We start from the raw sequence: 25,834 nt of genomic DNA, 5'->3' as shown, positions 1-25,834 counted from the left end.
ATTTGAAAAATGCGCTCAAGTTTTTTTGCAGGTTTTTAAAAGAAGAAAAAACAGTTGCTGGATTTTTATCTGAACACTGAAGGAGAAGGTAATGGCCATTGCCAAGAAGAAACCTGCTGTAAAAAAAGCGGTAGCTGCACCGGCGAAAACCGCAGCTAAAAAAACGGTTGCGGTAAAGAAAGCGCCTGTGAAGAAAACAGTGTTAAAAACAGTGACAGCAGCTAAAACAGCCGCTGTCAAAAAAACTCCGGTCAAGAAGGTCGCTGAGAAAAAAACCGCAGCCGTGAAAAAAGCGCCGACAAAACAGGCCGCCGTGAAGAAGTCCGTTGCAAAAAAAGCCGTTGTTCAGAAAACCGCGCCGGTTAAGAAAGCCGCCGCGTCAGCGGTCAAAACAGTGCTCAATCCCGCTTCCGCCTGGCCTTTTCCAACCAACGCGCGTCCCTGAGCCATGTTTTACTTTTGTGCTGCCCCTTTCCTCTCTCCTCGCCAGGAGAGAGGAACGAGGGATAGCTTACATCCCGAACATACCGAACGGCGAAGCGACGCGGTGCAAGCCGCTGAAAAATGCTCTAGTGGGTGACGCGCGTCACGCCATTCGCAGTTAACAAGCGGACGCGCTCTCCAACGCGGAACACTTCTTTGGTCACTTCCTGCGTGACCGCGCGCAGCGTCCCGTCGTCCAGCCGCACCGTAATCTCGACGCCATTACGGACTCCAAGCTGGCTTTCGGCCACAGTGCCCAATGCCGCGCCCGCAAGTGCGCCTCCAACCGCGGCCAGAGTGGATCCCCTTCCGCCGCCAATCGTGCTGCCCGCAACGCCGCCTGCCAAGGCGCCGCCGACCGTGCCGACTCCGCTGGGTTTTCCGCCATTTGCCTGAATCTTGACCGGGCGTATTGACTCAACTGTTCCCATACGCACGCTTTGCTCCCTTTGCGCCTGTTGCGCCGTATATACATCGGCTGAAGTGCTCGGCATGCAGCCCTGTAATCCAGCCGCAGCGGCAAGTAATGCAGCGAGTGCAATGCGATTCATCCGGTTTATTGTTTTCATACTGTGCTCCAAAGAATGACAACAGGTTAGGACAAAAGATTATAGCTTGGCGCGCTCACTTTTCCGGGGACCCCCCCTGCTGCGCGGCAAGCCGGTTTTCAAGGTAATGAATGCCGGTACCGCCTTCAACAAATTTTGCGTCGAGCATTAAATCACGATGCAGCGGGATATTCGTCTGGATCCCTTCCACGACCATTTCAGAGAGCGCGATGCGCATGCGCTGGATCGCTTGTTCGCGCGTTGCGCCATGCGCAATCAATTTGCCGATCATTGAATCATAGTGCGGCGGCACGAAATACTGGTTATAGGCGTGCGAATCGACCCGGATACCCGGCCCCCCAGGCGTATGCCAGGCGGTAATGCGCCCAGGCGAGGGGGAGAAGGTAGCGGCATCCTCCGCGTTGATGCGGCATTCAATGGCATGGCCCCTGAATACCACATCACGCTGCTTGAGACCTAATTTTTCACCCGCGGCAATCCGGATTTGCACTTGCACCAGATCAATGCCCGAAATCATTTCAGTGACCGGATGCTCAACCTGTAGACGGGTATTCATTTCAATAAAATAGAACTCACCCTTTTCATATAAAAACTCGAAGGTGCCTGCGCCGCGATAGCCCATTTTTCTGCATGCGTCGGCGCAGCGCAGGCCGATGCGTTCAATCTGGCGATGCGGAATATGCGGCGCGGGCGCTTCTTCAATGATTTTCTGGTGACGCCGTTGCATCGAGCAATCGCGTTCGCCGAGCCAGAGCGTATTTTTAAAAGTGTCCGCGAGGACCTGGATTTCAATATGGCGCGGGTTTTCAAGAAACTTCTCCATATAGACCTGCGCATTGTCAAAGGCGCGCTGCGCTTCTTCGCGCGTCATATTGACCGCGCCCAGCAGCGCTGCTTCAGTGTGCACGACGCGCATCCCGCGTCCTCCTCCTCCCCCCGCCGCCTTGATGATGACGGGATAACCGATACGGCGCGCGATTTGAATAATTTCTTTGGGCTCTTCGGGCAAGACGCCCTCGGAGCCCGGCACGCAGGGCACCCCTGCTTTCAGCATCGTCTGCTTGGCGGTCACTTTGTCGCCCATCAGCCGGATGGTTTCCGGACGCGGCCCGATAAAGATAAAACCGGATTGTTCGACGCGTTCGGCAAAATTCGCGTTTTCGGATAAAAAACCGTAACCCGGGTGAACCGCTTCAGCGTCGCTGACCTCGGCGGCGCTGATAATCGCCGGCATATTCAAGTACGATGAAGCGGACGGCGCGGGGCCAATGCAGACAGCCTCGTCGGCAAGCCGCACATATTTCGCTTCCTGATCGGCCTGTGAGTAAATCATCACTGTCTTCACGCCCAGCTCACGGCAGGCGCGCTGGATGCGCAATGCAATTTCGCCGCGGTTGGCAATCAGAATTTTTTCAAACATTTGGATTTTATTTAAGCGCTTATTCTGAGCAACGGCTGGCCATACTCAACCGCCTGCCCATTCTCAACCAGAAACTCTTTCACAATGCCGGCCTCATCCGCCTCAATCTCATTGAGCAGTTTCATCGCTTCGATAATACCAATGGTTTGGCCTTTTTCTACAGGGTCGCCGACCTGGACGAAAGGCGCGGCTTCCGGTGACGGCGCCCGATAGAAAGTGCCGACCATTGGCGATGTCAGTACGTGTCCTTGAGGCGGCGCCTGCTCAGGCGGCGCGCTGGCGGATTCATGCGCATCTGATGCGCTGACGGCATGAGGCGGCGTCTGGGCGGGTGTGAATGGCGCGGCCGGCAGCGCATCCTTGACAATCCGCACTTTATCTTCGCCTTCGCTCATTTCCAGTTCGGAAATACCCGATGCCGCAACAAGGTCGATTAAAGTTTTAAGCTTGCGTAAATCCATTGTCTTCTGATCCCTGATGCCTGTTCTCCGCTCCTGATGCGCAATCATCGAGCGCATCGCGCAATGCAATACTGGTATGGGTCAGTCCAGCAAAAGCGCGCAAGCTTGCGCCCGCCGCGCGGGCATGTTGAATCAAATATTGATCCAGTTCAGCCAGTGTAACCCGGCCGTACAGATGGGGTTCCCGCTCGCCCAACAGGTTTAAATTAGGGCCGTGCAGCGCCAGCAATGGACCGGCTACCCTGCGATGGTTCCTCAATAGCTCTGGAATAGACATTTTCGATGATTTTCAGTGAATTTTGGCAGCCTTTAACGTTAAAAGGCGGAGACTGTCTATAGAATGGCGCATCACCAGGCGCTAGCCGGAGCATCAAAAAATGCTTTTCAAGTAAAATAAAACCAATTGGCAATATTTATACCATCTTTTTATACTTTTGAATGGAGATGGCCGTATGGTTCACACGCTGACTGGACAGATTGCATTGGTGACGGGCGCGTCCCGCGGAATTGGCCGCGCGATTGCGTTAACCCTTGCCCGCGCGGGCGCGGTAGTGGTTGGCACCGCAACCCGGCAAAGCGGCGCGATGTCCATTGGCGAAGACCTAGCTGCGCACGGTCTTGCAGGCTGCGGGCGAATTCTGGACGTCAACGATGTTGCGCTGAATGCCTTTGTTGAAGCGATTGCGCAGGAGTTCGGCGGACTGCATATTCTGGTGAATAACGCGGGAATCACGCAAGATCAGTTGATGATGCGGATGAAAGACGAAGATTGGGATGCGGTCATCAACACCAATCTGAACTCCGTGTTCCGGCTCTCGCGGGCGGCGCTGCGTCCGATGCTCAAGGCGCGTTATGGGCGCATGATGAATATCACTTCTGTCGTTGGCGCGGCGGGCAATGCGGGTCAGGCGAATTATGCGGCTGCAAAGGCGGGGGTGACGGGAATGACGCGCGCCCTGGCGCGCGAAGTGGGGGGCCGCGGAATTACGGTGAATTGTGTTGCACCGGGTTTTATCGATACGGATATGACGCGCGCGCTGACGGACGAACAGCGCAATGCATTGATTGCGCAAATACCGGTGGGTCGCTTTGGCCTTCCGGAAGACGTCGCGCATTCAGTGGCTTTTCTGGCGTCCGCGCAGGCGGGCTATATTACCGGCGCAATATTGCATGTGAATGGCGGAATGTTCATGAATTAGCGCATTTTTCAGTGGCTTGCCCTATGTCGCTTCGCGCTCGCGCCAGTGGCAATCTCACTGAAAAATGCGCTCATTTACTTTAAGCTATCCCTATTCCGCGACTAGACGAATGCTTCCGCAAATGCTTTTTGCGTGAGCGCTTTTTCTCTGAGCATGACGTGCTCTATCAGCGTTTGGCAATATCCCTTCAACTTGTTTTGCAAGGACGGGTCTACCGAATCAAAGATTTGATATGCCGCGCAATCTTCATGAAATTCAGCGCCGCAGTCGACCAGCGCTTTTAAAACATGGTTGCACACGTCCTTAAGCAGCGCTTCGTCTTCTTCGTACTCGACGATCATGCCCTTAAAGAGGGTGCACGCATATATAAAAGGGGTGCCGCCTTTCTTGAATTCAAAATTGACGACTTCCGCTGCTTTTGGGCCTGCCGATTGCAAATCTTCGACGGCCTTAAAGAGTTTCAAATACTCGCCATTGTTCAGACACATATATAGCTTTTCGCGCAATTCTTCCGCCGCTTTTTCTTTCACCTCCCGCCCGAATTGAGCAAGATGATCCGGCTCCAGATTGAACCGCGCAGTCAATGTTGTTCTAAGTCCCCAGAGTTTTGTATCCCTTGATTGTGGGTCTTCAAACGCTTCCACCGCCTTCAAAAAAGTCGGGCTAATGATTCTGGCCCCATGCTGCACAAGGAAGGCGTACATTTTTTCACATTTCTCAGGCCACTCCGCTTTTATCAGCACACAAAGAAGCGGAAGCGATAGAAAGCTTTCCGGACTGACATATTGAACATTTGCGCCATAGTCTATGAGAAGCTCCATTTTTTCAAACGAGTCCGTCATGAACGCGTCCATCATGGCCATCATCAAAGGCGACCATTTGAATTTTTGGGTTGGAGCATCGATATTTTCAATATAAGGCAGCGCATACTCAAGCGCAGTGATGTGGGCGCAGCTACATAGTTGAGGGAAAATCGTGATTTCATCCCAATTAGAAGCGCTGCCATTACTTCTGAAAAAGTAATGGTTGAAGAATTGTTTTTTCAGGGCCTCGCCTTTGAACCCAAGAATCTCATTATCAAATAGACGATTAATCTCATCGATATCCTCATTCGATAAAGCATTTTTTTCGTTCTGAGAACAAGGCCATTCCGATCTGTCCTTATAAATGATCGCTTCAATCTTTGTATACAGTTCTTTTACTTGGCTGTTTCTTTGAAATTCAGAATTAAAAAGCTGAATCGCTTCAGAAATCGAAGTAATCATGTGGCCCGTTTCCGTTTGTCTTAACCCCGTATCAAACGCGCTTTTTCCCTCTCCCAATCGCGTTTTTTCTCGGCGGCGCGTTTATCGTATTGTTTTTTTCCTTTTGCCAGACCGATGTCGCACTTAATACGCCCTTTCGCATAATGCAGATTCAGCGGCACCAGCGTGTAACCGCGTCGTTCAACCCTGCCGATCAGTTTGCGAATCTGCGCGGCATGCAGCAACAGTTTGCGCGTGCGCACCGGATCGGGCCGGATATGGATCGAGACGGTCGGCAACGCGCTGATATGCGCGCCAATCAAAAACAGTTCAGCGCTGCGAATCACTACATAGCCTTCCTTGATCTGCGCGCGGCCCGCGCGAATGGCTTTGACTTCCCACCCTTCAAGACTCAGCCCCGCTTCAAGACGCTCTTCAATGAAATAGTCGAAGAACGCCTTTTTGTTTTCAGCAATACTCATCGGTTCATTCCACAGCACACTTTAGGCCGGCGTGCCCTCCGCGGCATTCACGCCAAACGCTTGCCGCCGCAATTGCGCAAGTTGATCGCGCGCCTGCGCGGCCTGCTCGAATTCGAGATTTTGAGCATGCCTCATCATCTGCTTTTCCAGTGTCCGGATTTCCTTCGCAAGCTGCTTTTCACTGAGCGGCGCATATTTCATACGGTTTTGCGCCGCTTCAAGCGCGCCGCGCGGCCCGGTTTTGCGCTGATAAACGCCGTCGATGATGTCTTTGATACGTTTCACCACGCCTTTAGGCGTAATCGCATGCGCGGTGTTATAGGCCATCTGTTTAGCGCGTCGCCGCTGCGTCTCATCAATCGCGCGCTGCATCGAGCCGGTCACGGTATCCGCGTACAAAATCGCTGTACCGTTTACATGGCGCGCAGCGCGGCCAATTGTCTGAATCAGCGAACGCTCGGAACGCAGAAAGCCTTCCTTATCCGCATCCAGAATGGCAACGAGCGATACTTCTGGAATATCCAGCCCTTCACGCATCAGATTAATCCCGACCAGCACATCGAATAGACCGAGCCGTAAATCACGGATGATTTCGACCCGTTCGATGGCATCGATATCGCTATGCAGATAGCGCACTTTAACGCCCTGTTCGGATAGAAATTCAGTCAACTGTTCGGCCAGCTTTTTCGTCAGCACGGTGACCAGCGTCCGTTCACTCGCCGCCGCCCGCGCGCGGATTTCAGCCAGTACATCATCCACTTGCGTGATTGCAGGCCGCACCTCAAGCGCTGGATCGACGAGCCCGGTCGGTCGAACGACCTGCTCAACGGTTTGACCGGAAGCGCGCCGCTCATACTCCGCTGGCGTGGCCGATACAAACACCGTCTGGCGCATCCGCCGCTCAAATTCGTCAAAGGTCAAAGGCCGGTTATCGAGCGCGCACGGCAGCCGGAAACCATACTCCACCAGATTTTCCTTGCGCGCGCGGTCGCCGTTGTACATCCCGTTCAGTTGTCCGATCAACACATGCGATTCGTCGAGAAACATCAAGGCGTTGGACGGCAGATAATCGATCAGCGTTGGCGGCGGCTCGCCGGGCGCCGCGCCGGATAAATGCCGCGAGTAATGTTCAATCCCTTTGCAAAAACCAAGTTCCTGCAGCATTTCCAGATCAAAGCGCGTGCGCTGTTCAAGCCGCTGCGCTTCGACGAGTTTGGCTTCGCGCTGAAAAAATTCCAGCCGTTCGCGCAATTCGGCCTTGATCGTTTCGACGGCGCGCAGCACGGTGTCGCGCGGCGTCACATAATGCGAAGAAGGATAGACGGTGAAGCGCGCGATGGCGCGCCGGATTTGACCGGTCAACGGATCAAATAGATGCAGCGCATTGACTTGATCGTCGAACAGATCGACGCGCAACCCCATTTCAGCGTGTTCGGCGGGAAAAATATCGATCATATCGCCGCGCACGCGGAACGTCCCGCGCTGAAAATCCGTCTCGTTGCGCGTATATTGCATCGCAATCAGGCGCGCAATCACATCGCGCTGGCTGATGGCATCGCCCGCGCGCAGCGTGAGCACCATGCGGTGATATTCGGACGGATTGCCAATGCCGTAAATCGCCGACACACTCGCCACGATAATCGTATCGCGCCGCTCCAGCAGGCTTTTGGTTGCGGACAGGCGCATCTGCTCGATATGCGCATTGATCGACGAATCCTTTTCAATAAATAGATCGCGCTGCGGCACATAGGCTTCCGGCTGGTAGTAGTCGTAATACGAAACAAAGTACTCGACCGCATTGCGCGGAAAGAACTCGCGAAACTCGGCGTACAACTGCGCCGCAAGCGTTTTGTTGGGCGCAAACACCAGCGCAGGCCGCCCCAACTGCGCGATGACGTTGGCCATCGTGTAGGTTTTGCCCGAGCCGGTCACGCCCAGCAGCGTCTGAAACGAGAGTCCGCAGCGAATGCCTTCAACCAGTTGATGAATCGCCTGCGGTTGATCACCGGCGGGCGGAAAAGGCTGATATAACTGGTACGGTGAAGCATCGAAGGTCGCGAATTTCGACGCTTCCAATGACTTAGGATGTAGGTCATGAGATTCAGCAGTTTTCATTAGAAGTCATTTCATAAATGACTGCGAGGCCGTGATGCAGGGTCGGGCGGTGCTCGGAATGCTCACATATTACCTATATGCTCCGCTTCCTGCGCTCCGTCCTCCCCTGCCTGACGACCACTCGCCTATTTATGAAATGACTTCTAGAATGATGCGTTTTATTCTTCAAGCTCTGCCATGTCACTCTTTTCCGCGCTGACCCTTGCGCCGCGCGACCCGATTCTAGGGCTCACCGAAGCTTTTAACGCCGATCCGCGCCCGTCCAAAGTGAATCTTGGCGTCGGCGTTTATACCGACGATAAAGGCCGGCTGCCCTTGCTGAGCGCCGTGCGCGCCGCCGAACAACGCCTGTTTGAAGCGGCCGCGCCGCACGATTATCAACCGATTGACGGCAACGCCGCATACAACGCCGCGGTTCAAAAGCTGCTGTTCGGCGCGGATTCAGCGCAGATCGCGCAAGGCCGGATCGTGACGGTGCAGGCGCTCGGCGGCACCGGCGCGCTGAAAATCGGCGCGGACTTTCTGAAGTTTTTGAATCCAAATGCAAAAGCCGCCATCAGCGCTCCCAGCTGGGAAAACCACCGCGCGCTGTTTGAAGCGGCAGGGTTTGAAGTCAGCGAATACGCCTACTATGACGCAACGACGCATGGCGTGCAATTCGATGGCTTAAGCGAGGCATTGCAGCGCATGGCGCCGGGCACAGTGGCGGTCTTTCATGCCTGCTGCCATAACCCGACCGGCGTCGATTTAAGCGATGCGCAATGGGAGTGCATTGTGCAGATGGTCCGGCAGCGTGAACTCATCCCGTTTATCGATATTGCCTATCAAGGTTTTGGCGCGGGCGTTGAGGCGGACGCGCGCGCGGTACGGAGGTTCGCCGCCGCCGGTATCGTCTGTTTTATCGCCAGCTCATTTTCCAAATCGTTTTCATTATATGGAGAACGGGTCGGCGCGTTTTCGATTGTGGCTTCAAATGCAGACGAAGCCGCGCGCGTGCTGTCGCGGTTAAAGCGCGTGATCCGGACCAATTTTTCCAATCCGCCCATCTATGGCGCTGCGCTCGCGGCAATGGTTTTGAACTGCGCGCAACTGCGCGCGCAGTGGATTGAGGAGCTTGAAGCCATGCGCGCGCGGCTCAATCAGATGCGCAACGCGCTGGCGGACAAGCTGACTGAGCTCGGCGCGGCAGACCGTTTTGAGTTTATCCGCCGCCAGCGCGGCATGTTTTCATACTCTGGATTGACCGCGCCGCAGGTTGAGCGTCTGCGCAACGAATTCGGCATTTACGCGCTCAGTACCGGCCGCATTTGTCTGGCGGCGCTGAATACAGAAAATATCGATACCGTGGCGCGGGCGATCATGCGCATACTTTCTACAAACTGATTAGGGGAATCCAATAAAATTGCCAACCTTACTGCTTTGCTCCGCTGTGTTATGCAATGCGGCCTGGGCAAATGAATCGCAACCGGAACAAAAGCGAGCGCATTTTTCAGTCGATTTGCCACTGGTGCGAGCGCGAAGACAGTATGGAGATCGATGCGGGCGGAGCAGGTCTCCGTCGCGAAGCGATGGAGGCGACCCCGCAGCGAGCTCATACGGCGAGCGCGAAGCGACACCGGGAAAATCACTGAAAAATGCTCTAGAACCCAAAGACTGCATGGAAACCGCGCGAAACCAGGCCGAGATGACGCAATGCGCGGCATCCAAGGCGCGCGCGCCGGATCGTGAATTGAATCAACTGTATCTGGACATCCGAAAACAGTATCGGGACGATCCAGTCTTCCTTAACGCACTCAGGCGCGCGCAACGCGCCTGGATTCGATTCCGGGAGACCCAGATCAAAATGAAATATCCCGAAGCGCCCGATGCCTATGGCTCTTCATTCTCAATGTGCAGGAATGGTTATTTAGAGGCATTGACGCGCGCGCGCACTGCAACGCTGAAGGAATGGCAAAGCGGCGCTGAGGAAGGCGATGTATGCGCTGGCTCCATCCGTCATCAGGCTGCGGAGAATGCCGGAGAGGAAAAGGCGAAGTCCAGATGAACTTTATCGAGCGCGCGCTGGTCGGCGCCATTTGGGGCGCGTCCTTTCTTTTTATGCGTATTGGCGCGCCCGAATTCGGGCCGTTTGCGCTCGCCGCGCTGCGCGTTGCGATCGCTGCGCTGGTGCTCTCGCCAGTCTTGTGTTCGACCACCGCGCGCACGCAACTGGCCCAGCATGTCAAGCCGCTCTTCGTCGTCGGCATGACCAACTCTGCTATGCCATTCTGCCTGTTCGCCTATGCGATGCTGAGCCTGAGCGCCGGCTTTGAGTCGATTCTGAATGCAACGGCCCCGCTTTGGGGCGCGCTGATTGCGTATGTATGGCTGCGCGTTCCGCTGACCTGGCTTCAGGCCGCGGGATTATTGATTGGGTTGGCCGGCGTCGCCGCCTTGGTTTGGGATGGCAAAGGCGGCGCGCACGGTCTCTCAGCATGGGCGGCCATCATTGCAACGCTGGGCGCGACATTGTGTTATGGATTTGCTGCGAACTACGCAAAGCAGCGGTTGGCGCATGTGTTGCCAGGCGTTGTTGCCTTCGGCGGACATTTGTCCGCTTCGGCGGTTTTATTACCACTCGCCCTTTTATTCTGGCCCGCGCGGCCCGTTTCCGCTGCAGCGTGGTATGCCGTTGGCGCGCTCGGCATATTGTGCACCGGGATCGGTTTCATGCTTTATTTCCGGCTCGTCAAACGCGCTGGGGCCGCCTATGCGATGTCGTCCATTTTTCTTGTGCCGATATTCGGCACGCTCTGGGGCGTGTGCTTCCTCTGCGAGCGGGTGACGCTGAAAATGATCCTTGGATGCGCCATTATTCTGGTTGGCACCATGCTGGCTTCAGGCGCAGTTAAAGGGCCTGCCCGCCTGCGTCTGGCAAAGCGCGCATGAAGCCGGCCATTGTCCGCCTCACTGCTTCCGTAACGCCGGTGTTGCCGCGCTGGATGCTGCGCGCGATCTGTGTTGTGTATGCCTTATCCGGACTGTGGGGACGCGACCCGTGGAAAAATGAAGACGCCGCTGGATTTGGCGTCATGTGGACGCTCGCGGAAGGCGGCTGGCACGACTGGCTGTTTCCCAATCTGCTGGGAAAAGCCATCACTGGCAGCGGGCCGCTTGGCTACTGGCCGGGCGCCGCCAGCATACGCCTCTTCGCATTCTGGCTGACGCCCGCGGACGCCGCGCGCATTGCAACGGCGCTCCTGTTCTGCATCGGCTGCGCCTTTGTCTGGTACAGCGCTGATCTGCTTGGGCGCCGGTCCGAGGTGCAACCCTTCAAATATGCGTTTGGCGGCGAACCCGCGCCGCGTGATTATGGCCGGACGATTGCCGATGGCGCGCTGCTGATTCTGCTTGCCTGTTTCGGTCTTGCGGAACGTGGCCATGAAACGACGCCCGAAGTCATGCAATTTGCGTGCGTTTCAATGTGGCTCTACGGATGGGTGCGCAGCCTCGACTGTCCAGTACAGGGCGCGCTCTGGTGGGGGGGCGCACTGGGGCTGCTCGCGCTTGCTTCCAGTCCGCCGCTTGCTGTTGCGCTGCTGGCTGGCAGCCTTTTGTGGATGCTGTTTACGCGAGAATTTCGCCCAGCATTTTCATTCAGGCTTGGGATTGCGATTGCGCTCGGCGTGATGGTCCTTTGGCTCGGCGCGGCCTGGTCTGCTTTTCCAGAAAACACACACCATTATTTGCGCGCCTGGAGCGCCGGCGGCGTGGAGCGCTTCAACGCTTTTTCCGCCCGCGCGCTCATCTATGCCCTTAAAAATCTGCCGCTGTTCGCCTGGCCAGCCTGGCCCCTGGCCGCGTGGTCCTGGTATTGCTGGCCGGGGCTGCGCCGCGCGCCGCATATTGCGCTGCCATTGTCGGTTATTCTGCCGCTACTGGCGCTGATCGGTCTGCAGACAGCGCAGACAAACCGGCTGTTTCTGCTGCTTTTGCCCGCCTTGTCCATACTCGCGGCCTTTGGCCTGCCGACGCTTAAGCGCGGCGCGATGAATGCGATGGACTGGTTTGCGATTCTCAGCTTTACAGGACTGTCTGCTTTTGTCTGGATGGTCTGGCTTGCGGCGCAAACCGGCTTTCCGCCGCCGCTTGCCCGTAATCTGGGCCGTCTTGTGCCGGGTTTTCAAGCGCATTTCAATGCATCGGCATGCGTGATTGCCCTATGCGCAACCGGCTGCTGGATGCTGCTTGTACGCTGGCGCCTGGCCTGCCATCCCAAAGCGCTCTGGCGCAGCGTTGTCCTGTCCAGCGCGGGCACAACGTTGATGTGGGTATTGCTGACGACCTTATGGCTGCCATTTGTCAATTACGGACGCACATACCGGGAGGTTGCGGCGCGCATCTCAGCGCATTTGCCCGCCGGCTATCATTGCATCCGGCCAGTGCGGCTCGGTGATGCGCAGCTTGCATCCTTCGCCTATTTTGGCCGGATGCGCTTTTCTTTCGACAATCCAGCCTGCGATACCGCCTTGCGTCAAAGCGCGCGCAATGCGCCTGCATCTAGAGCATTTTTCAGTGATTTTCCCTGTGTCGCTTCGCGCTCGCCGTATTGTGCATACTGTCTTCGCGCTCGCTCCTTGGGCCAATCGACTGAAAAATGCTCTAGTCTTTCTCCGCAGGTCTGGCAACCCATTTGGGAAGGTCACCGGCCCGCGGATCGCGATGAGCGTTTTCAACTCTATCTCCGCGTCGATCGTGCGCCATGAGTGCCGGCAGCATGACTGGCAATGTATTCATCATCGTTGCGCCTTCCGGAGCGGGCAAATCAACGCTGGTCAACGCCCTGCTCCAGAAAGACCGGCAACTCCATTTATCGGTTTCGTATACCACACGCGCGCCGCGTCCGGGCGAAGTGAATGGACGCGAATATTACTTTATCCGTCTGGAAGAATTTAGGGCGCGTTGCGCGCGCGGTGAGTTCATAGAGAGCGCAGAGGTGCACGGTCATTATTATGCGAGCTCACGCCTCTGGATTGAAGAACAGTTGAGGCGCGGTCAGGATATCGTGCTCGAAATTGACTGGCAGGGCGCGTGGAATGTGCGACAAGAGTTTCCCGATGCAGTCGGCGTTTTTATCCTGCCGCCTTCTCTGGAAGCGCTCAAAGAGCGGCTTTACAAACGCGGCCAGGATACGCCCGGAGTCATTGAACGCCGTCTGCGCGCGGCGCGCCGTGAAATGCTGCACGTGCAGGAGTGTGATTTCGTCATTGTCAACGACCGCTTGGAAGATGCGCTGTGTCAACTGCATAGTATTGTGACCGCGGCGCGGTTGCGCCTCGCATCGGTGCAACGGCGTGAAGCCGGGTTACTTGCTGCGCTGGGTATTGCCGCCGAGCGGTAAAATGCCAATTCTCAGGAAGCTGTTTTTTGTAACCTTTTTAAAAATTATTACCGTTAAATCTACGATGGCCCGTATCACTGTTGAAGACTGCCTGCGCCGTATTCCTAACCCTTTCGATCTGATTCTGGTGGCATCCATGCGCGCGCGCCAGATCATGAAGGGCCTTGAATCCAAAACCAATAGTCATCACAAATCCGCGGTGATGGCGCTGCATGAAATCGCAAGCGGTCAGATCGGAATTGAAATTTTGCAGAAAGCGCCAATTTGAAATAATTTCTAGCGCATTTTTGCGGTGATTTTCCCTGCATCGCTTGGCGCTCGCCCCAGTGGAAAATCGACTGAAAAATACGCTCACCTTCTTGGGAGGCAGTATGCGCCATGCTTCCTCGCCCGTGTTTTCAGGATTAAAGCCGCGGCGTTTGCCGCGCGCTTCCATTCGCACTGCCGGCGAACCCTCTGCACGGCATCTGTTTGGCCCCACCGCAGCGCCTGAACTGCCGCGTAAAGCGGCAGTCGTTTCACTTGCGCCGCTTACAAAAATCCTCTCTGCGTATTTAAAAAAATCCGAAATCGAAGCGGTCGAGGCGGCTTTCCAGTTCAGCGATCAAGCGCACCTGAGCCAGTACCGGCAAAGCGGCGAGCCCTATATCACCCATCCGCTCGCAGTCGCAGAGATTTGCGCGCATTGGCATCTGGACGCGCAACCCATTATGGCGGCGCTGCTGCATGATGTCATTGAAGATCAGGATGTCACAAAGGAGGAGCTGGCCGGGCGTTTTGGAGCGAAAGTGGCTGAGCTGGTCGATGGCGTATCGAAGCTCGACAAAGTGGAGCTGCGCCGCTGCAAAGACGCGCAGGCGGAAAATTTCCGAAAAATGATGCTGGCGATGGCCCGCGATGTGCGCGTGATGCTCGTCAAGCTCGCCGACCGTTTACACAATATGCGCACGCTCGGCGCGGTGCCGGAGGCAAAACGCCTGCGCGTTGCGCGCGAGACGCTGGATATTTATGCGCCGATTGCGCATCGGCTTGGATTGAATGCGGCCTATCTGGAATTGCAGGATGCGAGTTTTGCGCACCTTTATCCCTATCGTTACGCGACGCTTGAAAAAGCGGTCAGGGCGGCGCGCGGCAATCGCTGCGAGGTGATTCGCAAAGTTCTGGAAGCCGTCAAACAAGCGTTATCCAGTGCGCAGATCGATTGCGAAGTCACCGGACGCGAAAAAACAATTTATAGCATTTACAAAAAAATGCGAGACAAGCAACGGTCGTTTTCGCAAGTTCTGGACGTGTACGGCGTCCGGATTGTAGTTAAGGCGCCACTCGAATGCTATTTATGCATGGGCGCGCTGCACGCTCTGTACAAACCGGTCCCGGGAAAAATCAAAGACTATATTGCGGTGCCGAAAATCAACGGTTATCAATCCTTGCATACGACGCTGGTCGGCCCGTTCGGCATGCCGATCGAATTTCAGCTCCGGACCCGGAAAATGCACGCCATCGCCGAAGCGGGCGTTGCCGCGCACTGGATTTACAAGGGCGATGGAGAACGCTTGAGCGATATGCAGCAGCGCGCGCACTTATGGCTGAAGTCATTGCTGGATATCCAGCTTGAGGCGGGCGATGCCAGCGAGTTCCTTGAGCATGTCAAGATCGATCTGTTTCCGGATGCGGTATATGTTTTTACCGCGAATGCAGAAATTATATCGTTGCCGCGCGGCGCAACCGCGCTTGATTTTGCCTACTCGGTGCACAGCGAACTGGGGAATCAATGCGTCGCAGTCAAAATCAACCACGAAAAACTTCCATTGCGCACAGAATTACAGAGCGGCGATATTGTCGAAGTCATCCGCGCGCCTGAGGCCAAGCCAAATCCGACCTGGCTCAGTTTCGTGCGCACCCGCAAAGCGCGTACAGCCATTCGCCATTATTTAAAAACGATGCGCTTTGATGAATCCATCCAGTTGGGACAATCTCTTGTGAATCAGGCGCTTGAACGCCATCATTTATCGCTCGCGCAGTTGCCGCCGAATATCTGGAAAAAGCTCCTGGCCGAAACCGGCCATCGGGATGTCAAAGAAATTTTTGCGGATATTGGTTTAGGCCGGGGCGCCGCTGCCGTTTTCGCGACGCGGCTCAAATGCTTGCTCAGCAATCATGCGCAGGGGGATGAGCAAGCCGCGGGTGGACAAATGCCTGATCGCGTACCCATCAGCGGCACAGAAGGAATGTCAGTGCAATGGTCGAAATGCTGCTCTCCCATTCCAGGCGATGAAATTATCGGATGTATCGGCGCGGGTTTAGGAATGGCCATTCATACCACTGATTGTCGCGTTGCGCAGCAGATTCACCGGCGCGATCCCAACCAGTGGATTGATGTCAGCTGGACGCCCGCGCCTGGCCGCTTGTTCGACGTCCGGGTCAACGCGCTTGTACATCAATCAAAGGGAATCCTTGCGCGCATTACCGCAGATATCACCTCAGCCGGCGCCAATATTACGCATATCTCGATGGATGAAGATTTTGTCCATGAATCGGCTGTTTTACGCCTGCTTATTCAGGTTCAGGATCGGGCGCACCTGGCGCGAGTGATGCGCCGCGCACGCAATAATCCGGACGTGATTCGGATTCAGCGCACCAAACAAGCCATCCGTACGCAGGCAGCTTAAAAATTTTCTGCCGCCCTCTCCCGGACGGCGAATCTATCCATATTCTGTAAAACGGGTTCAGACCTTTATGCTAGAGTGTTTTGGGCTCAGCTTTTAAGCAGGGTGCACCATGAATATACATAAAGCCTTTCAAAATATGCAATCTGTCGCGGGTCTCTTCAAAGAGCCAACGCAGGAGATTAAACAGAATCTGAAAGCAAGGTTGACGCAGCGCATCTCAAGCTATGGATTCGTCAGCCGCGAAGCGTTTGATATTCAGACACAAATCCTGTTACGCACCCGCGCAAAACTCGAAGCGCTTGAACGTCGTCTGGCTCAATTTGAGGAGGAGGCGCATCGTTCCACAAAATGAGCGCGTCTAAATGTCGATTGCCATTGTACGCAGCCGGGCGTTGACGGTGGCAAGCGCTCCCGAAGTGACGGTCGAAGCGCATCTTGCGAATGGGTTGCCGTCGTTTTCAGTGGTTGGGTTACCCGATCCCGAAGTTCGAGAAAGCCGGGAGCGCGTGCGCGCCGCACTTCAGAACTGCCATTTTGAATTCCCGCTGCGCCGTATTACTGTCAACCTTGCGCCCGCCGATTTGCCCAAAGAATCTGGTCATTTCGACCTCCCGATTGCGCTTGGCATTCTGGCGGCCAGTGGACAATTGCCACTGGATACGCTGCACGCAAGAGAATTTGCGGGCGAATTATCGTTCACCGGCGCGCTGCGCCCGATTCGCGGCGCATTCGCAATGGCTTGCGGCCTGGCCCGTCAGTTCCAACACCGTTCTGATTCAGATTCGCATACGACCCCGCCGGAATTGTATCTGCCGCTGACCAATGCGGCTGAAGCGGCGCTGATTCCTGGCATTGCGGTCTTCGGCGCGCCCGATCTTCCCACCTTGTGCGCCCATCTATCCGGCGTTCCAGACAAGAGATTGCAGCCGGTTGCGCCGGCTGCATCCGCACCGGCTGGACCATTGCCTGATCTGGCCGAAATCATCGGGCAAAGCGCCGCCAAGCGCGCGCTTGAAATCGCTGCCGCAGGCGCGCATCACCTATTGATGATCGGCCCGCCAGGCGCTGGAAAATCGATGCTGGCGATGCGTCTGCCGGGCATCTTGCCGCCGATGACCGATGAAGAAGCGCTGACTTCCGCCGCATTACTGAGCAGCAGCGCCGCTGGTTTTACGCCCGCGCAATGGAAGCGCCGCCCCTTTAGAGCGCCGCATCACTGCGCCAGCGCCGCCGCGCTGGCGGGCGGAGGCAATCCTCCGCATCCAGGCGAAATTACGCTCGCCCATCATGGTGTACTATTTCTGGATGAACTCACCGAATTCGACCGGCGCGTGCTTGAAATGCTGCGCGAACCGCTGGAAACAGGCTTCATTATCATTTCGCGCGCCGCACGCCGCGCTGAATTCCCGGCGGCGTGCCAGCTGGTCGCCGCAATGAACCCGTGCCCGTGCGGCTGGCTTGGAGATTCCAGAGGACGGTGCCGCTGCGCCCCTGATGTGGTTGCGCGCTACCAGCGCAAACTCTCCGGTCCTTTATTGGAACGGATCGATCTGCAAATCGAAGTGCCAGCGCTTGCGCCCGCTGAGCTGATGAACCGCCCAGCTGCTGAATCCAGCGCTGTGGTTGCCGCGCGGGTTCGGGCAGCTTATGCGCGCCAGATAAAGCGCCAACACTGTTCCAACCGCGCGCTCGCCCACGCTCAAATAGAGCGCCTGTGCCAGCCCGATGCTTCTGGCAAAGCGCTATTGCATAAAGCGGGGACGCGCTTCGGATGGTCCGCGCGCACTTATTACCGCGTGCTCAAGGTTGCCCGCACCATCGCTGATCTCGCCGCGGCTGAGCAACCCGATGCAACGCATATTGCCGAAGCGATTCAATATCGTCGCGCGCTACGGCGAGGTTGCGCAGCGGGTGAATGCTGACATTCCGAGCGCCCTAAAAAAATTGTCTTTTCTGTTTAAAAATTAATATTTTTATCATGCTGAATATATCCAGTAGCATTCATTATATTTATGATTCCACATTTGGCGCTCTTTTCGATAAAAATAAAAATCTGGATCCGTGGATCCGAAGGATGAGTATTGAGCAGAAAACAGAATTATGCAAAACCATTCGCTGCATTGAAATTGTTTTTAGAAAATATCCAAATGCGCGTGAAATGATCAATATCCAAAACAACAATAGTTCTGGACGCTTTCCTTACACTCCATTTTCCAATGAACAAAATGAATTTCACATTGATCCCAATGCGCTGAAACGCTATCTGGAAACTCGATTAATGTGTGATACACAATTCTCTTCTGCGATCCGCGACGAATTGCTGGCCTTATTTAAACCCAGTTTAGCTGACGGAAATTCCAATGATTTTGAGGCTGCGCATGCTCTAGAAAGGCATTTATTAAGCCAAGCCCCTGAGATCATACTCAATATATTGGATGAATTCCCTCTATCGATCTCTGATGTATTTGATTCATTTCATATACCGCAGGCGGCAGCGCGCGCATTTTGCTTAATGGATCTACGGGAGGCCACTCTAAAAGACTGGGAAATGAATAATGTGCAATTACCAGAGTTGGACTTTTCTGGGGCCAGAATGGAGAAGGTGCAGTTACGAGGCAATGACCTGTCCAGGATTGTGATGAAAAATGCCTTTTTATATGAGGTGCAATTTACTTCTTCGAACCTGACAGGCGCTGATATGTCCTTCACTGAAGGGAGAACAATCGACCTGAAGCGTTGCACATTAGACGATGCCAATCTGGTTTCGTCCTCATTTGATGATATCAAACTCGTCCATGCAAAGCTGAACTATACAAATCTGTCCGGTGCCAAGTTGCAGAATGTTTTTTTGTTCGATACGGATTTATCTACGGCTAAGCTTGCAGACTCATCTATCGCGTTAAGCGAGACTCAGCTCATACAATTTAAGTGCAAAGCGTATAGAGAAGAACAGCTGGAACATTCCCATGATTGGATAGGTTTGACTCTTCTCCAATCCATCGATTCCATTGATAATCAATATGCCGAAGTTAAATTCAGCCTGATGGACCAGGTGATTCAAAAACTGATTGAAATAAATGCGTCTGGAGAGGATATTACAGGCACTTATGCGTCATTTAAGGATATTCTATTGCGCAACCCAATTTATTTTCAAAATAATGGACTCTCTTCCCGTATTAATTCCTTTCTGACTCCGTACGAAATGAATTCCGCTGAAGATACCCTATTAAATTTCAGCGGGAATCCAAAAAAGCTTGATTTCTTATTGGCGTATGCACACACCGAAATCAGAAAAAGCCCTGGCTGGGCGATTGAACATAGCTGCGGCATCAACCAATTGTTATATCATGCAGAATACGCGCGTTTTGAAAATGAAAAGCGCATGAACCCGGAATCGGCGCAAGCCGCATTGACTCCAGAAGCATTTGCGCTTAGTCATAAAGCGGAGGCATTGAGAGAACTTTACTACAAAGCGCTGCCCCCAACATTGGTTAAGCAACTTGACCTTGTGAGGGTATGGAGTGAAGAACAAGAAGGGGTTCAATATCCCGTTGGCTACTTCACTGATCCACATTATTTCGTCTTTATTTCCAAAAACCAGAGCACTGGAATTATTTCTGATGAGAAATACTATCAAAGCAATATTCTTGGAAACAAGGAGAAAAAGTGGGGAAACGCTTTCTTTTTCGAAAGAAAGATCGATGAATATAAATCTTTTATACCAGAAAATATGGCTTTGTTTTTAAAAGATTATCCGTTGCTGGATAAAATATATTCGCAGGCTGATCTTTCAGTGACCCAGAAGTTCCTAGAAATTCTACCCTGGGGAAAAGTCAACCGGAATCCCGGAACATCGCGGGTGCACTATTTGGAAATTTTTCAGATTGCGTTCCATGCCTATTGGCGCATTACGAATCTGACTGATTCTCAGCATACCGAAGCCTTGCAAAACATTTTTGGTTCTTTATGGGAAGGCGCAGGCAAAAAAGGCATCGACACGCGCATTAAAATTACGCCTGAACACCAACATCAGATTATTACGCATTATACCGATTCGTTTAAAGACATTAACATCAGCGATAGGAAAAACCAGTCATACTTATTCTTTAGTCTCGCCATATTGTTTACAAAATATTCTTCCAACTATATGTTCGGCGCAGAAGGGGAATCGCTTGTTCCGCTGCGCTGCTATGTTGTGGCCTTGCTCAATGTTGCATGCGAGCTTAACCCTGGAGAACATGCTTTATCATCCGCCAAGGTCTGGTGTAACAGATTGCTGGGCCAGAATGTTCGGTCCGAGTTTACTTGCGCGGCAGAGGTGTTTGATGACATGCATATGACAGTAGAAAGAAGTTCAAATCAACAACTTAAGGGAATATACGCTAGGGTTACATCGTAATTTATGCTCCGCACCCTTTGAATGTCAGGCCTATAATGACGGGCTGTTTTTAAGGCGGGGCTTTTCCTCTTCCATGCAATTGTTCGCTATCGGCATTAACTATCGCACTGCGCCGGTTGCGCTGCGCGAACGGGTTGTGTTTCCTCTAGAGCAAATCAAATCCGCATTGCAAGCGCTCAACGCAACCTGGGGCTCGAACGGCTTATCCAACCCACATGCGGGGCTGCCCGCTGAAACGGCCATTTTGTCTACCTGTCACCGGACTGAAATTTACGGCGCTGCGCTGACGGGCAACGCATCATCCATGCAGGCTTCAATGGATGCCGGATATGCGCAGTGCGCCGCGCGCTGGCTATCCGCCTGCCGCCAGATTCCTTTCAGTGAATTGACGCCGCATCTGTACACGCTTCCGCATTCCAGTGCAGTCCGCCATGTCTTCCGCGTCGCCTCCGGACTGGATTCGATGGTATTGGGAGAGACGCAGATTCTCGGCCAGTTGAAAGCGGCGGCGCGCGCTGCGCTGGATGCGGGCGCGCTTGGCGCCTATTTGAACCGCTTGTTCCAGCATAGTTTTTCAGCCGCAAAAGCGGTGCGCGGACAAACCCAAATCGGCGCGCATTCTGTTTCCATCGCATCCGCTGCGGTACGACTTGCGCAGCGCATTTTTGAGCGGCTATCGAGCCAGCGCGTATTGCTGATTGGCGCAGGTAGCATGATTGAAGTGTGCGCGGCGCATTTTGCCGCGCAACGCCCGCATGCGCTCGTCATTGCCAATCGCACAATTGAACGCAGTCTGAAACTGGCTGAACGCACGAACGGGAGGGCGATTGCACTTGCCAGTCTGCCCGCGCGGCTTCACGAGTTCGATATCGTGGTGTCGTGCACTGCAAGCGTTTTACCGATCATTGGTTTAGGGGCGGTCGAACGCGCGCTCCGCGCGCGCAAACGGCGGCCGGTATTGATGGTTGATCTTGCGATGCCGCGCGATATCGAGGCGGAAGTCGCACAATTGCAGGATGTGTTTCTGTATACCCTGGATGATTTGGGCGCAGTCGTACAGAAAGCGCATACGCAGCGCCAAACAGCGGCCATACAGGCGGAAGCGATTATTGAGACGCGCGTCGAACGCTTTATGCGCTGGCTGGATGCGCGCCGCGGCGCGCCGGCGATTTGTAAACTGCATGAGGAGGCGCATCGTCTGCGATCTGCCGCGCTCGCTCGCGCGCAACAAAGACTGGCGTGCGGAGAAGACCCCAAGGCCGTTCTTGAAGCCTTTTCATACAGGCTGACCCATACTTTACTGCATGCGCCAACCCGCGCTTTAACCCAGGCGCAGGATGAAGAACGCGCGCGTCTTGTGCAGTTGTTCGGGATATCCGCCTGATGAAGCAAAATATGCAGCGCAAACTCGAGCAGCTCGCGCAGCGGCTCGATGAACTGAACCAGACGCTCAGCCAGGAAGATATCACATCAAAGCTTGATCTGTATCGCGCTCTAATGCGCGAGCACGCCGAACTGGCGCCGCTGGTTGAACACTATGCGCAATGGCAGCAAGCGCACGCCGACGAACAGACGGCGCGCGGCATGCTGGACGACCCCGCATTGCGCGATTTTGCCGCAGACGAGGCGCGCAAGGCGCGCGACCGGATGGCGCAGCTTGAAGCCCAGTTGCAGACGCTGCTCCTGCCCAAAGACCCAGACGACGCGCGCAACATTTTCCTCGAAATCCGCGCTGGCACCGGCGGTGAGGAAAGCGCGCTGTTTGCGGGCGTGTTGCTGCGGATGTATCTGCGCTATGCCGAACGTCAGCGCTGGCAGGTCGAAATTCTTTCTGAAAGTCTGTCTGAAACGGGCGGTTATAAAGAAGTCATTGCGCGTATTGCCGGGCATGGCGCGTATTCGCGTCTAAAATTTGAATCAGGCGGGCATCGCGTGCAGCGCGTGCCGGAAACCGAGGCGCAAGGGCGTATCCATACCTCGGCCTGTACCGTTGCGGTATTGTCGGAAGCAGATCAAATCGGCGAAGTGGATATGAATCCGGCCGATCTGCGGGTCGATACCTTCCGCGCGTCCGGCGCAGGCGGCCAGCACGTCAATAAAACCGATTCGGCGGTGCGCATTACGCATTTGCCAACGGGGCTGGTCGTTGAATGCCAGGATGACCGTTCGCAGCATCGCAACCGGGAGCGCGCGCTGCAAGTGCTCGCCGCGCGGTTGAAGGACCGGAGAATACAGGAACAGAACGCTGAGATTTCCGCGACGCGCAAGCGCTTGATCGGCTCCGGCGACCGCTCCGAGCGCATCCGCACCTATAACTTCCCGCAAGGCCGGATGACCGACCATCGCATCCATCTGACACTGTACAAACTGGATGCCATTCTCGACGGCGCACTCGATGAACTGATCGACGCGCTTGTGAGCGAACACCAGGCGGAATTGCTCGCAGCCAATGAGGATGAATAAGGGCGTCACAGCGGATGATTTGCTGCGTGCGTCCGCATTGGAAGCGATGGAGGCGCGCATTCTGCTCGCGCATGCACTGGGTTGGCGGCGCACCGAGCTGATGACGCGCGCGCATGAGAAGCTTGAGCCAACGCAGGCCGATACCTTCCGGCGTCTGGAGCAGCGGCGCGATCACGGAGAACCGATGGCCTATCTGGTCGGAAAGCGTGAATTTTTCGGGCTTGATTTTCAGATCACGCCCGATGTACTGATTCCGCGCCCGGAAACAGAATTGCTGGTTGAGTGCGCGCTTCATGCCATCGAAATGATAGAGGCCCCGCGCGTACTGGATTTGGGCACCGGCAGTGGCGTGATTGCCGTCGCAATTGCGTCTCAGCGTCCAGAGGCATCGATCATCGCAACAGACGATTCGCATCGCGCGCTCGCGCTGGCTGCGCTGAACGCGCAGCGCCTGTTGTCCGGCGCCCGCCGCGGCGGGGCGCTGCGCTTCATCGCCGGCGTCTGGTATCAAGCTTTAACCGGTCTTAATATCCAGTTCGATGTGATTGTCAGCAATCCGCCTTATTTGGCGGCGGATGATCCCCATCTATGTAAAGGCGATCTGCGCTTTGAACCGCGCAGCGCGCTGACGGATAGCGCGCATGGTTTGACTGCGCTTGAAACAGTGATTGCGGGCGCGCATAGATATCTCAAGAAAGGCGGCGCGCTATGGCTGGAACACGGCTATGATCAGGCAGATGCGGTGCGCGCGGCATTGTTTGCGCAGGGTTTTACGCGGATACGCTCAACGCGCGATTTGGCGGGGATTGAGCGTGTAAGCGGCGGCGTGCATGAGCGCCTTTTCGGATTTCTGGAATGATTTATTGAGATTGACTCACTATGAACACACAACAACGCATCCAGCAACTGATTGCCGAGCATCCAGTGGTGCTTTTTATGAAAGGAACGCCGCAGTTTCCGATGTGCGGATTTTCGGGCCGCGCCGTCCAGCTTCTGAAGATGTGCGGCGTCAGGAAGATGCACGCCGTTGACGTGCTGAAAGATGAAGCAATTCGTCAGGGAGTGAAGGCATTTGCCAATTGGCCGACGATTCCCCAGCTGTATGTCGATGCAGCGTTCATCGGCGGCGTGGATATTATGGCGGAAATGGCGCAGTCTGGTGAATTGCAGCAGTTATTCAGCGATCTGTTTAAAAATATCAATTAATTCCACATCATTCTTGGCGCCGAGCTTTTTCATCGCGCTCTGTTTCTGGGCGCTGATGGTTTTCATGCTGCGTTTGGTACGCTGCGCGATTTGCGTGACGCTCATGCCTTGCACATAATGCCGCATGACCTCCATTTCGCGTGCGCTCAGAAGTTGACCGTCCGGCCGGTCGCCTCCGGCGTCAAACATAGAGCCGATCAATGCCTTTGAGGTCTCAGGGTCGATATATTTCGCACCGCGCAGCACTTCCTCAATGGCGAACGGCAGCGCCTGAATCGCGCTGGATTTGCTGACAAAACCGGAACAGCCGGACATCATAATGCGCTTGACCCGCGCCAGATTGTCGTGCTGCGAGACGACGATAATTTTGACCTCCGGAAAACGGCGCGCCACTTTTTCGCACATGATCAAACCATCCGGTTCAGAGTCTTCATCAAAAGCAAAATCACAGATCAACACATCGCAGCGGACTTGCGCGAGCGCATCGAACATCTCTTTCACAGAATGGACGGCTGCGGCAATCTTGAAATTCGGAAGACTTTCCAGCACCCGCGTAATGCCTGCGATGACCACAGGATGATCATCCGCGATAATCACTTGAATCTGCTTGGAATTCATGTCCATATCCTCTCTGGAGCATTTCTCAGCGGCTTGCACGGCACCGCTTTCTAACCCGCGGCGCGCGCAATCGCAGTGCGTTGCCGCTGTTCGCCGATGAATCGCCCGGATATTATCCGCATGCGCGCGCAAACCGACACGCCCCAGCAAACGCATTCCTTTATCCATTGCCCCTGCTTGGCTTCGACTCAGTGTTTTGGTCTGCGTCAAAGTGTGCGCCAGGACTTGATCTGACAGTACTGCACTTAGAGCGCAACGGAATTGAGAACCATTGTCGGCATTGCCTGATCCAGTTGTTTTTCAAATGCGATGGGTTTGCGATCGATGAAAGTCTGCAAAGGGATGTTACCAAAGCAGAAATTCCCCGTATGAGGGCGTTGCTCATTGTACTGGCAGACCCGCGCATCCACGTCTTGCTGTAGCCGCCCTAAACTGGAGCTGAAGCTGAACGAAGATTTCGGTTGAAGGCGCAGCACCGCGCTCCAGTAGTAGCGGTTTTGTTCCGCGTTCCGCTTGCGTTCCTCGGCGGTGACAATGACCCGCAGCGGCGCGCCCTGATCGACGCAGGCTTTGGCATGCGTCTTCACGAACTCGATCAAGGCCGCCCAGACGCCGCCGTTGCGCAACACGAACTCTTTGTACAGCGCGGCGCTCAAGGCGTCACCCTCCCAACAAGAATATTCCGCCGCTCATGAAGGACGGCGATCAAACGTCGTGCTAGAATTTTCTTGAAGGAGATTGCATTTATGGCACTCGCTGCATTCGATACGCTTGAGTTCGTTGATGAGCTGGAAAAATCTGGTGTTCCTGAGAAACAGGCCAGAGCGATATCCTGGGCTGTACGTAAATCACATGAGTCTTTGGAGGTAGCGACCAAGGCTGATCTGGACAAGCTCGGCACGGAACTACGCCATGAAATCGGCGATCTGCGCAAGGATATGGATGCCAAGTTTGCGGGCATGGAGCAACGCTTCGACGCCAAACTTGAGAAAATGGCAGCCGGATTACGGCAAGAAATGTCGGACATGAAGTTTGTACTGATTAAATGGGTTGTCGGGCTTGGCATCGCGCAAACAGGCTTGTGGTTCACCCTTAAGCTTCTTCCCATTGGCTCATAATTCATCGC

25 protein-coding genes and 1 pseudogene are annotated in these 25,834 nt (G+C 54.7%); 17 read left to right on the top strand and 9 right to left on the bottom strand.

The features are described 5' to 3' along the window. Positions 1 to 91 precede the first annotated feature (91 nt). A complete protein-coding gene (locus CAGGBEG34_RS03025; protein ID WP_042687902.1) occupies positions 92 to 445 on the top strand; it encodes a hypothetical protein in 354 nt (117 codons plus the stop codon). 124 nt (positions 446 to 569) lie between these two features. Here CAGGBEG34_RS03025 and CAGGBEG34_RS03020 read toward each other — a convergent pair whose 3' ends face one another. The 4 genes and pseudogenes from CAGGBEG34_RS03020 to CAGGBEG34_RS11595 all read right to left on the bottom strand — a co-directional run. Then, positions 570 to 1,052 carry an outer membrane lipoprotein gene (locus CAGGBEG34_RS03020; protein WP_006682401.1) on the bottom strand — a complete coding sequence of 161 codons (483 nt, stop codon included), beginning with the start codon at positions 1,050 to 1,052 and terminating at the stop codon, positions 570 to 572. A 55-nt stretch (positions 1,053 to 1,107) separates the two neighbouring features. After that, on the bottom strand, positions 1,108 to 2,472 hold the full coding sequence (gene accC / locus CAGGBEG34_RS03015; RefSeq protein WP_006682400.1) for an acetyl-CoA carboxylase biotin carboxylase subunit: 1,365 nt from the start codon (positions 2,470 to 2,472) through the stop codon (positions 1,108 to 1,110). Positions 2,473 to 2,483: 11 nt separating this feature from the next. Next, positions 2,484 to 2,933, bottom strand: coding sequence for an acetyl-CoA carboxylase biotin carboxyl carrier protein (accB, locus tag CAGGBEG34_RS03010; protein WP_006682399.1), 450 nt, complete (start codon positions 2,931 to 2,933; stop codon positions 2,484 to 2,486). Between the two features lie 49 nt (positions 2,934 to 2,982). Then, positions 2,983 to 3,210: pseudogene (locus CAGGBEG34_RS11595) on the bottom strand (type II 3-dehydroquinate dehydratase); the annotation flags it as partial. Between the two features lie 175 nt (positions 3,211 to 3,385). Between CAGGBEG34_RS11595 and fabG the strand changes: the two are divergent. Beyond that, the gene (gene fabG / locus CAGGBEG34_RS03000) at positions 3,386 to 4,132 is read left to right on the top strand and encodes a 3-oxoacyl-ACP reductase FabG (protein WP_006682398.1); all 747 of its coding nucleotides are present in this window, start codon (positions 3,386 to 3,388) and stop codon (positions 4,130 to 4,132) included. Positions 4,133 to 4,233: 101 nt separating this feature from the next. Here fabG and CAGGBEG34_RS02995 read toward each other — a convergent pair whose 3' ends face one another. The 3 genes from CAGGBEG34_RS02995 to uvrB are packed head-to-tail and all read right to left on the bottom strand — an operon-like array spanning position 4,234 to position 7,973. Next, positions 4,234 to 5,397 carry a hypothetical protein gene (locus CAGGBEG34_RS02995; protein WP_006682397.1) on the bottom strand — a complete coding sequence of 388 codons (1,164 nt, stop codon included), beginning with the start codon at positions 5,395 to 5,397 and terminating at the stop codon, positions 4,234 to 4,236. 20 nt (positions 5,398 to 5,417) lie between these two features. After that, positions 5,418 to 5,858, bottom strand: a complete 441-nt coding sequence (gene smpB / locus CAGGBEG34_RS02990; protein WP_006682396.1) for an SsrA-binding protein SmpB — start codon at positions 5,856 to 5,858, stop codon at positions 5,418 to 5,420. Positions 5,859 to 5,879: 21 nt separating this feature from the next. Continuing rightward, on the bottom strand, positions 5,880 to 7,973 hold the full coding sequence (gene uvrB, locus CAGGBEG34_RS02985) for an excinuclease ABC subunit UvrB (protein ID WP_006682395.1): 2,094 nt from the start codon (positions 7,971 to 7,973) through the stop codon (positions 5,880 to 5,882). Between the two features lie 177 nt (positions 7,974 to 8,150). Here uvrB and CAGGBEG34_RS02980 point away from each other — a divergent pair, with 177 nt between their 5' ends. The 14 genes from CAGGBEG34_RS02980 (at position 8,151) to grxD (ending at position 24,090) form a co-directional block, all read left to right on the top strand. After that, positions 8,151 to 9,356, top strand: coding sequence for an amino acid aminotransferase (locus CAGGBEG34_RS02980; RefSeq protein ID WP_006682394.1), 1,206 nt, complete (start codon positions 8,151 to 8,153; stop codon positions 9,354 to 9,356). Between the two features lie 19 nt (positions 9,357 to 9,375). Further along, positions 9,376 to 10,017, top strand: a complete 642-nt coding sequence (locus tag CAGGBEG34_RS10035; RefSeq protein WP_158641782.1) for a lysozyme inhibitor LprI family protein — start codon at positions 9,376 to 9,378, stop codon at positions 10,015 to 10,017. Then, positions 10,014 to 10,901 (top strand): DMT family transporter, encoded by an 888-nt coding sequence (locus CAGGBEG34_RS02965; RefSeq protein WP_006682392.1) that lies wholly within the window; start codon positions 10,014 to 10,016, stop codon positions 10,899 to 10,901. The genes CAGGBEG34_RS10035 and CAGGBEG34_RS02965 overlap by 4 nt, the downstream gene beginning before the upstream one ends. Beyond that, a complete protein-coding gene (locus CAGGBEG34_RS10980; protein ID WP_006682391.1) occupies positions 10,898 to 12,718 on the top strand; it encodes an ArnT family glycosyltransferase in 1,821 nt (606 codons plus the stop codon). The genes CAGGBEG34_RS02965 and CAGGBEG34_RS10980 overlap by 4 nt, the downstream gene beginning before the upstream one ends. Next, the gene (gmk, locus tag CAGGBEG34_RS02955) at positions 12,715 to 13,353 is read left to right on the top strand and encodes a guanylate kinase (protein ID WP_006682390.1); all 639 of its coding nucleotides are present in this window, start codon (positions 12,715 to 12,717) and stop codon (positions 13,351 to 13,353) included. The genes CAGGBEG34_RS10980 and gmk overlap by 4 nt, the downstream gene beginning before the upstream one ends. 64 nt (positions 13,354 to 13,417) lie before the next feature. Then, positions 13,418 to 13,621, top strand: coding sequence for a DNA-directed RNA polymerase subunit omega (gene rpoZ, locus CAGGBEG34_RS02950; protein WP_006682389.1), 204 nt, complete (start codon positions 13,418 to 13,420; stop codon positions 13,619 to 13,621). A gap of 103 nt (positions 13,622 to 13,724) precedes the next feature. After that, complete coding sequence (locus tag CAGGBEG34_RS02945; protein ID WP_081463727.1) at positions 13,725 to 16,022, top strand: RelA/SpoT family protein; 2,298 nt, start codon at positions 13,725 to 13,727, stop codon at positions 16,020 to 16,022. 109 nt (positions 16,023 to 16,131) lie between these two features. Further along, entirely contained in the window at positions 16,132 to 16,374 is a 243-nt protein-coding gene (locus CAGGBEG34_RS02940; protein WP_006682387.1) for an accessory factor UbiK family protein, read from the top strand. Between the two features lie 10 nt (positions 16,375 to 16,384). Next, a complete protein-coding gene (locus tag CAGGBEG34_RS02935; RefSeq protein WP_006682386.1) occupies positions 16,385 to 17,944 on the top strand; it encodes a YifB family Mg chelatase-like AAA ATPase in 1,560 nt (519 codons plus the stop codon). A gap of 152 nt (positions 17,945 to 18,096) precedes the next feature. After that, positions 18,097 to 20,421, top strand: coding sequence for a pentapeptide repeat-containing protein (locus tag CAGGBEG34_RS02930; protein ID WP_158641781.1), 2,325 nt, complete (start codon positions 18,097 to 18,099; stop codon positions 20,419 to 20,421). A gap of 73 nt (positions 20,422 to 20,494) precedes the next feature. Continuing rightward, complete coding sequence (gene hemA / locus CAGGBEG34_RS02925) at positions 20,495 to 21,805, top strand: glutamyl-tRNA reductase (RefSeq protein WP_006682384.1); 1,311 nt, start codon at positions 20,495 to 20,497, stop codon at positions 21,803 to 21,805. Beyond that, positions 21,805 to 22,884: a peptide chain release factor 1 gene (gene prfA, locus CAGGBEG34_RS02920; protein WP_006682383.1), complete on the top strand. Its 1,080-nt coding sequence runs from the start codon at positions 21,805 to 21,807 to the stop codon at positions 22,882 to 22,884. Before hemA ends, prfA begins: the two co-directional genes overlap by 1 nt. Further along, entirely contained in the window at positions 22,877 to 23,743 is an 867-nt protein-coding gene (gene prmC / locus CAGGBEG34_RS02915; protein WP_006682382.1) for a peptide chain release factor N(5)-glutamine methyltransferase, read from the top strand. The genes prfA and prmC overlap by 8 nt, the downstream gene beginning before the upstream one ends. Positions 23,744 to 23,763: 20 nt before the next feature. After that, positions 23,764 to 24,090, top strand: a complete 327-nt coding sequence (gene grxD / locus CAGGBEG34_RS02910; protein WP_006682381.1) for a Grx4 family monothiol glutaredoxin — start codon at positions 23,764 to 23,766, stop codon at positions 24,088 to 24,090. On the opposite strand, the gene CAGGBEG34_RS02905 is transcribed toward grxD, so the two are convergent. Then, the gene (locus tag CAGGBEG34_RS02905; RefSeq protein ID WP_050009296.1) at positions 24,058 to 24,876 is read right to left on the bottom strand and encodes a response regulator; all 819 of its coding nucleotides are present in this window, start codon (positions 24,874 to 24,876) and stop codon (positions 24,058 to 24,060) included. The two genes, grxD and CAGGBEG34_RS02905, sit on opposite strands and share 33 nt — an antisense overlap. A 77-nt stretch (positions 24,877 to 24,953) precedes the next feature. Beyond that, positions 24,954 to 25,364 (bottom strand): NinB/YbcN family protein, encoded by a 411-nt coding sequence (locus CAGGBEG34_RS11590; RefSeq protein WP_006682379.1) that lies wholly within the window; start codon positions 25,362 to 25,364, stop codon positions 24,954 to 24,956. Positions 25,365 to 25,454: 90 nt separating this feature from the next. Here CAGGBEG34_RS11590 and CAGGBEG34_RS10030 point away from each other — a divergent pair, with 90 nt between their 5' ends. After that, a complete protein-coding gene (locus CAGGBEG34_RS10030; protein WP_006682378.1) occupies positions 25,455 to 25,826 on the top strand; it encodes a CCDC90 family protein in 372 nt (123 codons plus the stop codon). Positions 25,827 to 25,834 lie beyond the last annotated feature (8 nt).

This window comes from Candidatus Glomeribacter gigasporarum BEG34, assembly GCF_000227585.1.
GTDB classification, from domain to species: Bacteria; Pseudomonadota; Gammaproteobacteria; order Burkholderiales; family Burkholderiaceae; genus Glomeribacter; species Glomeribacter gigasporarum_B.
The sequence above is the reverse complement of the archived record's forward strand: the minus strand, read 5'-3'. Positions and strand labels throughout refer to the sequence as shown.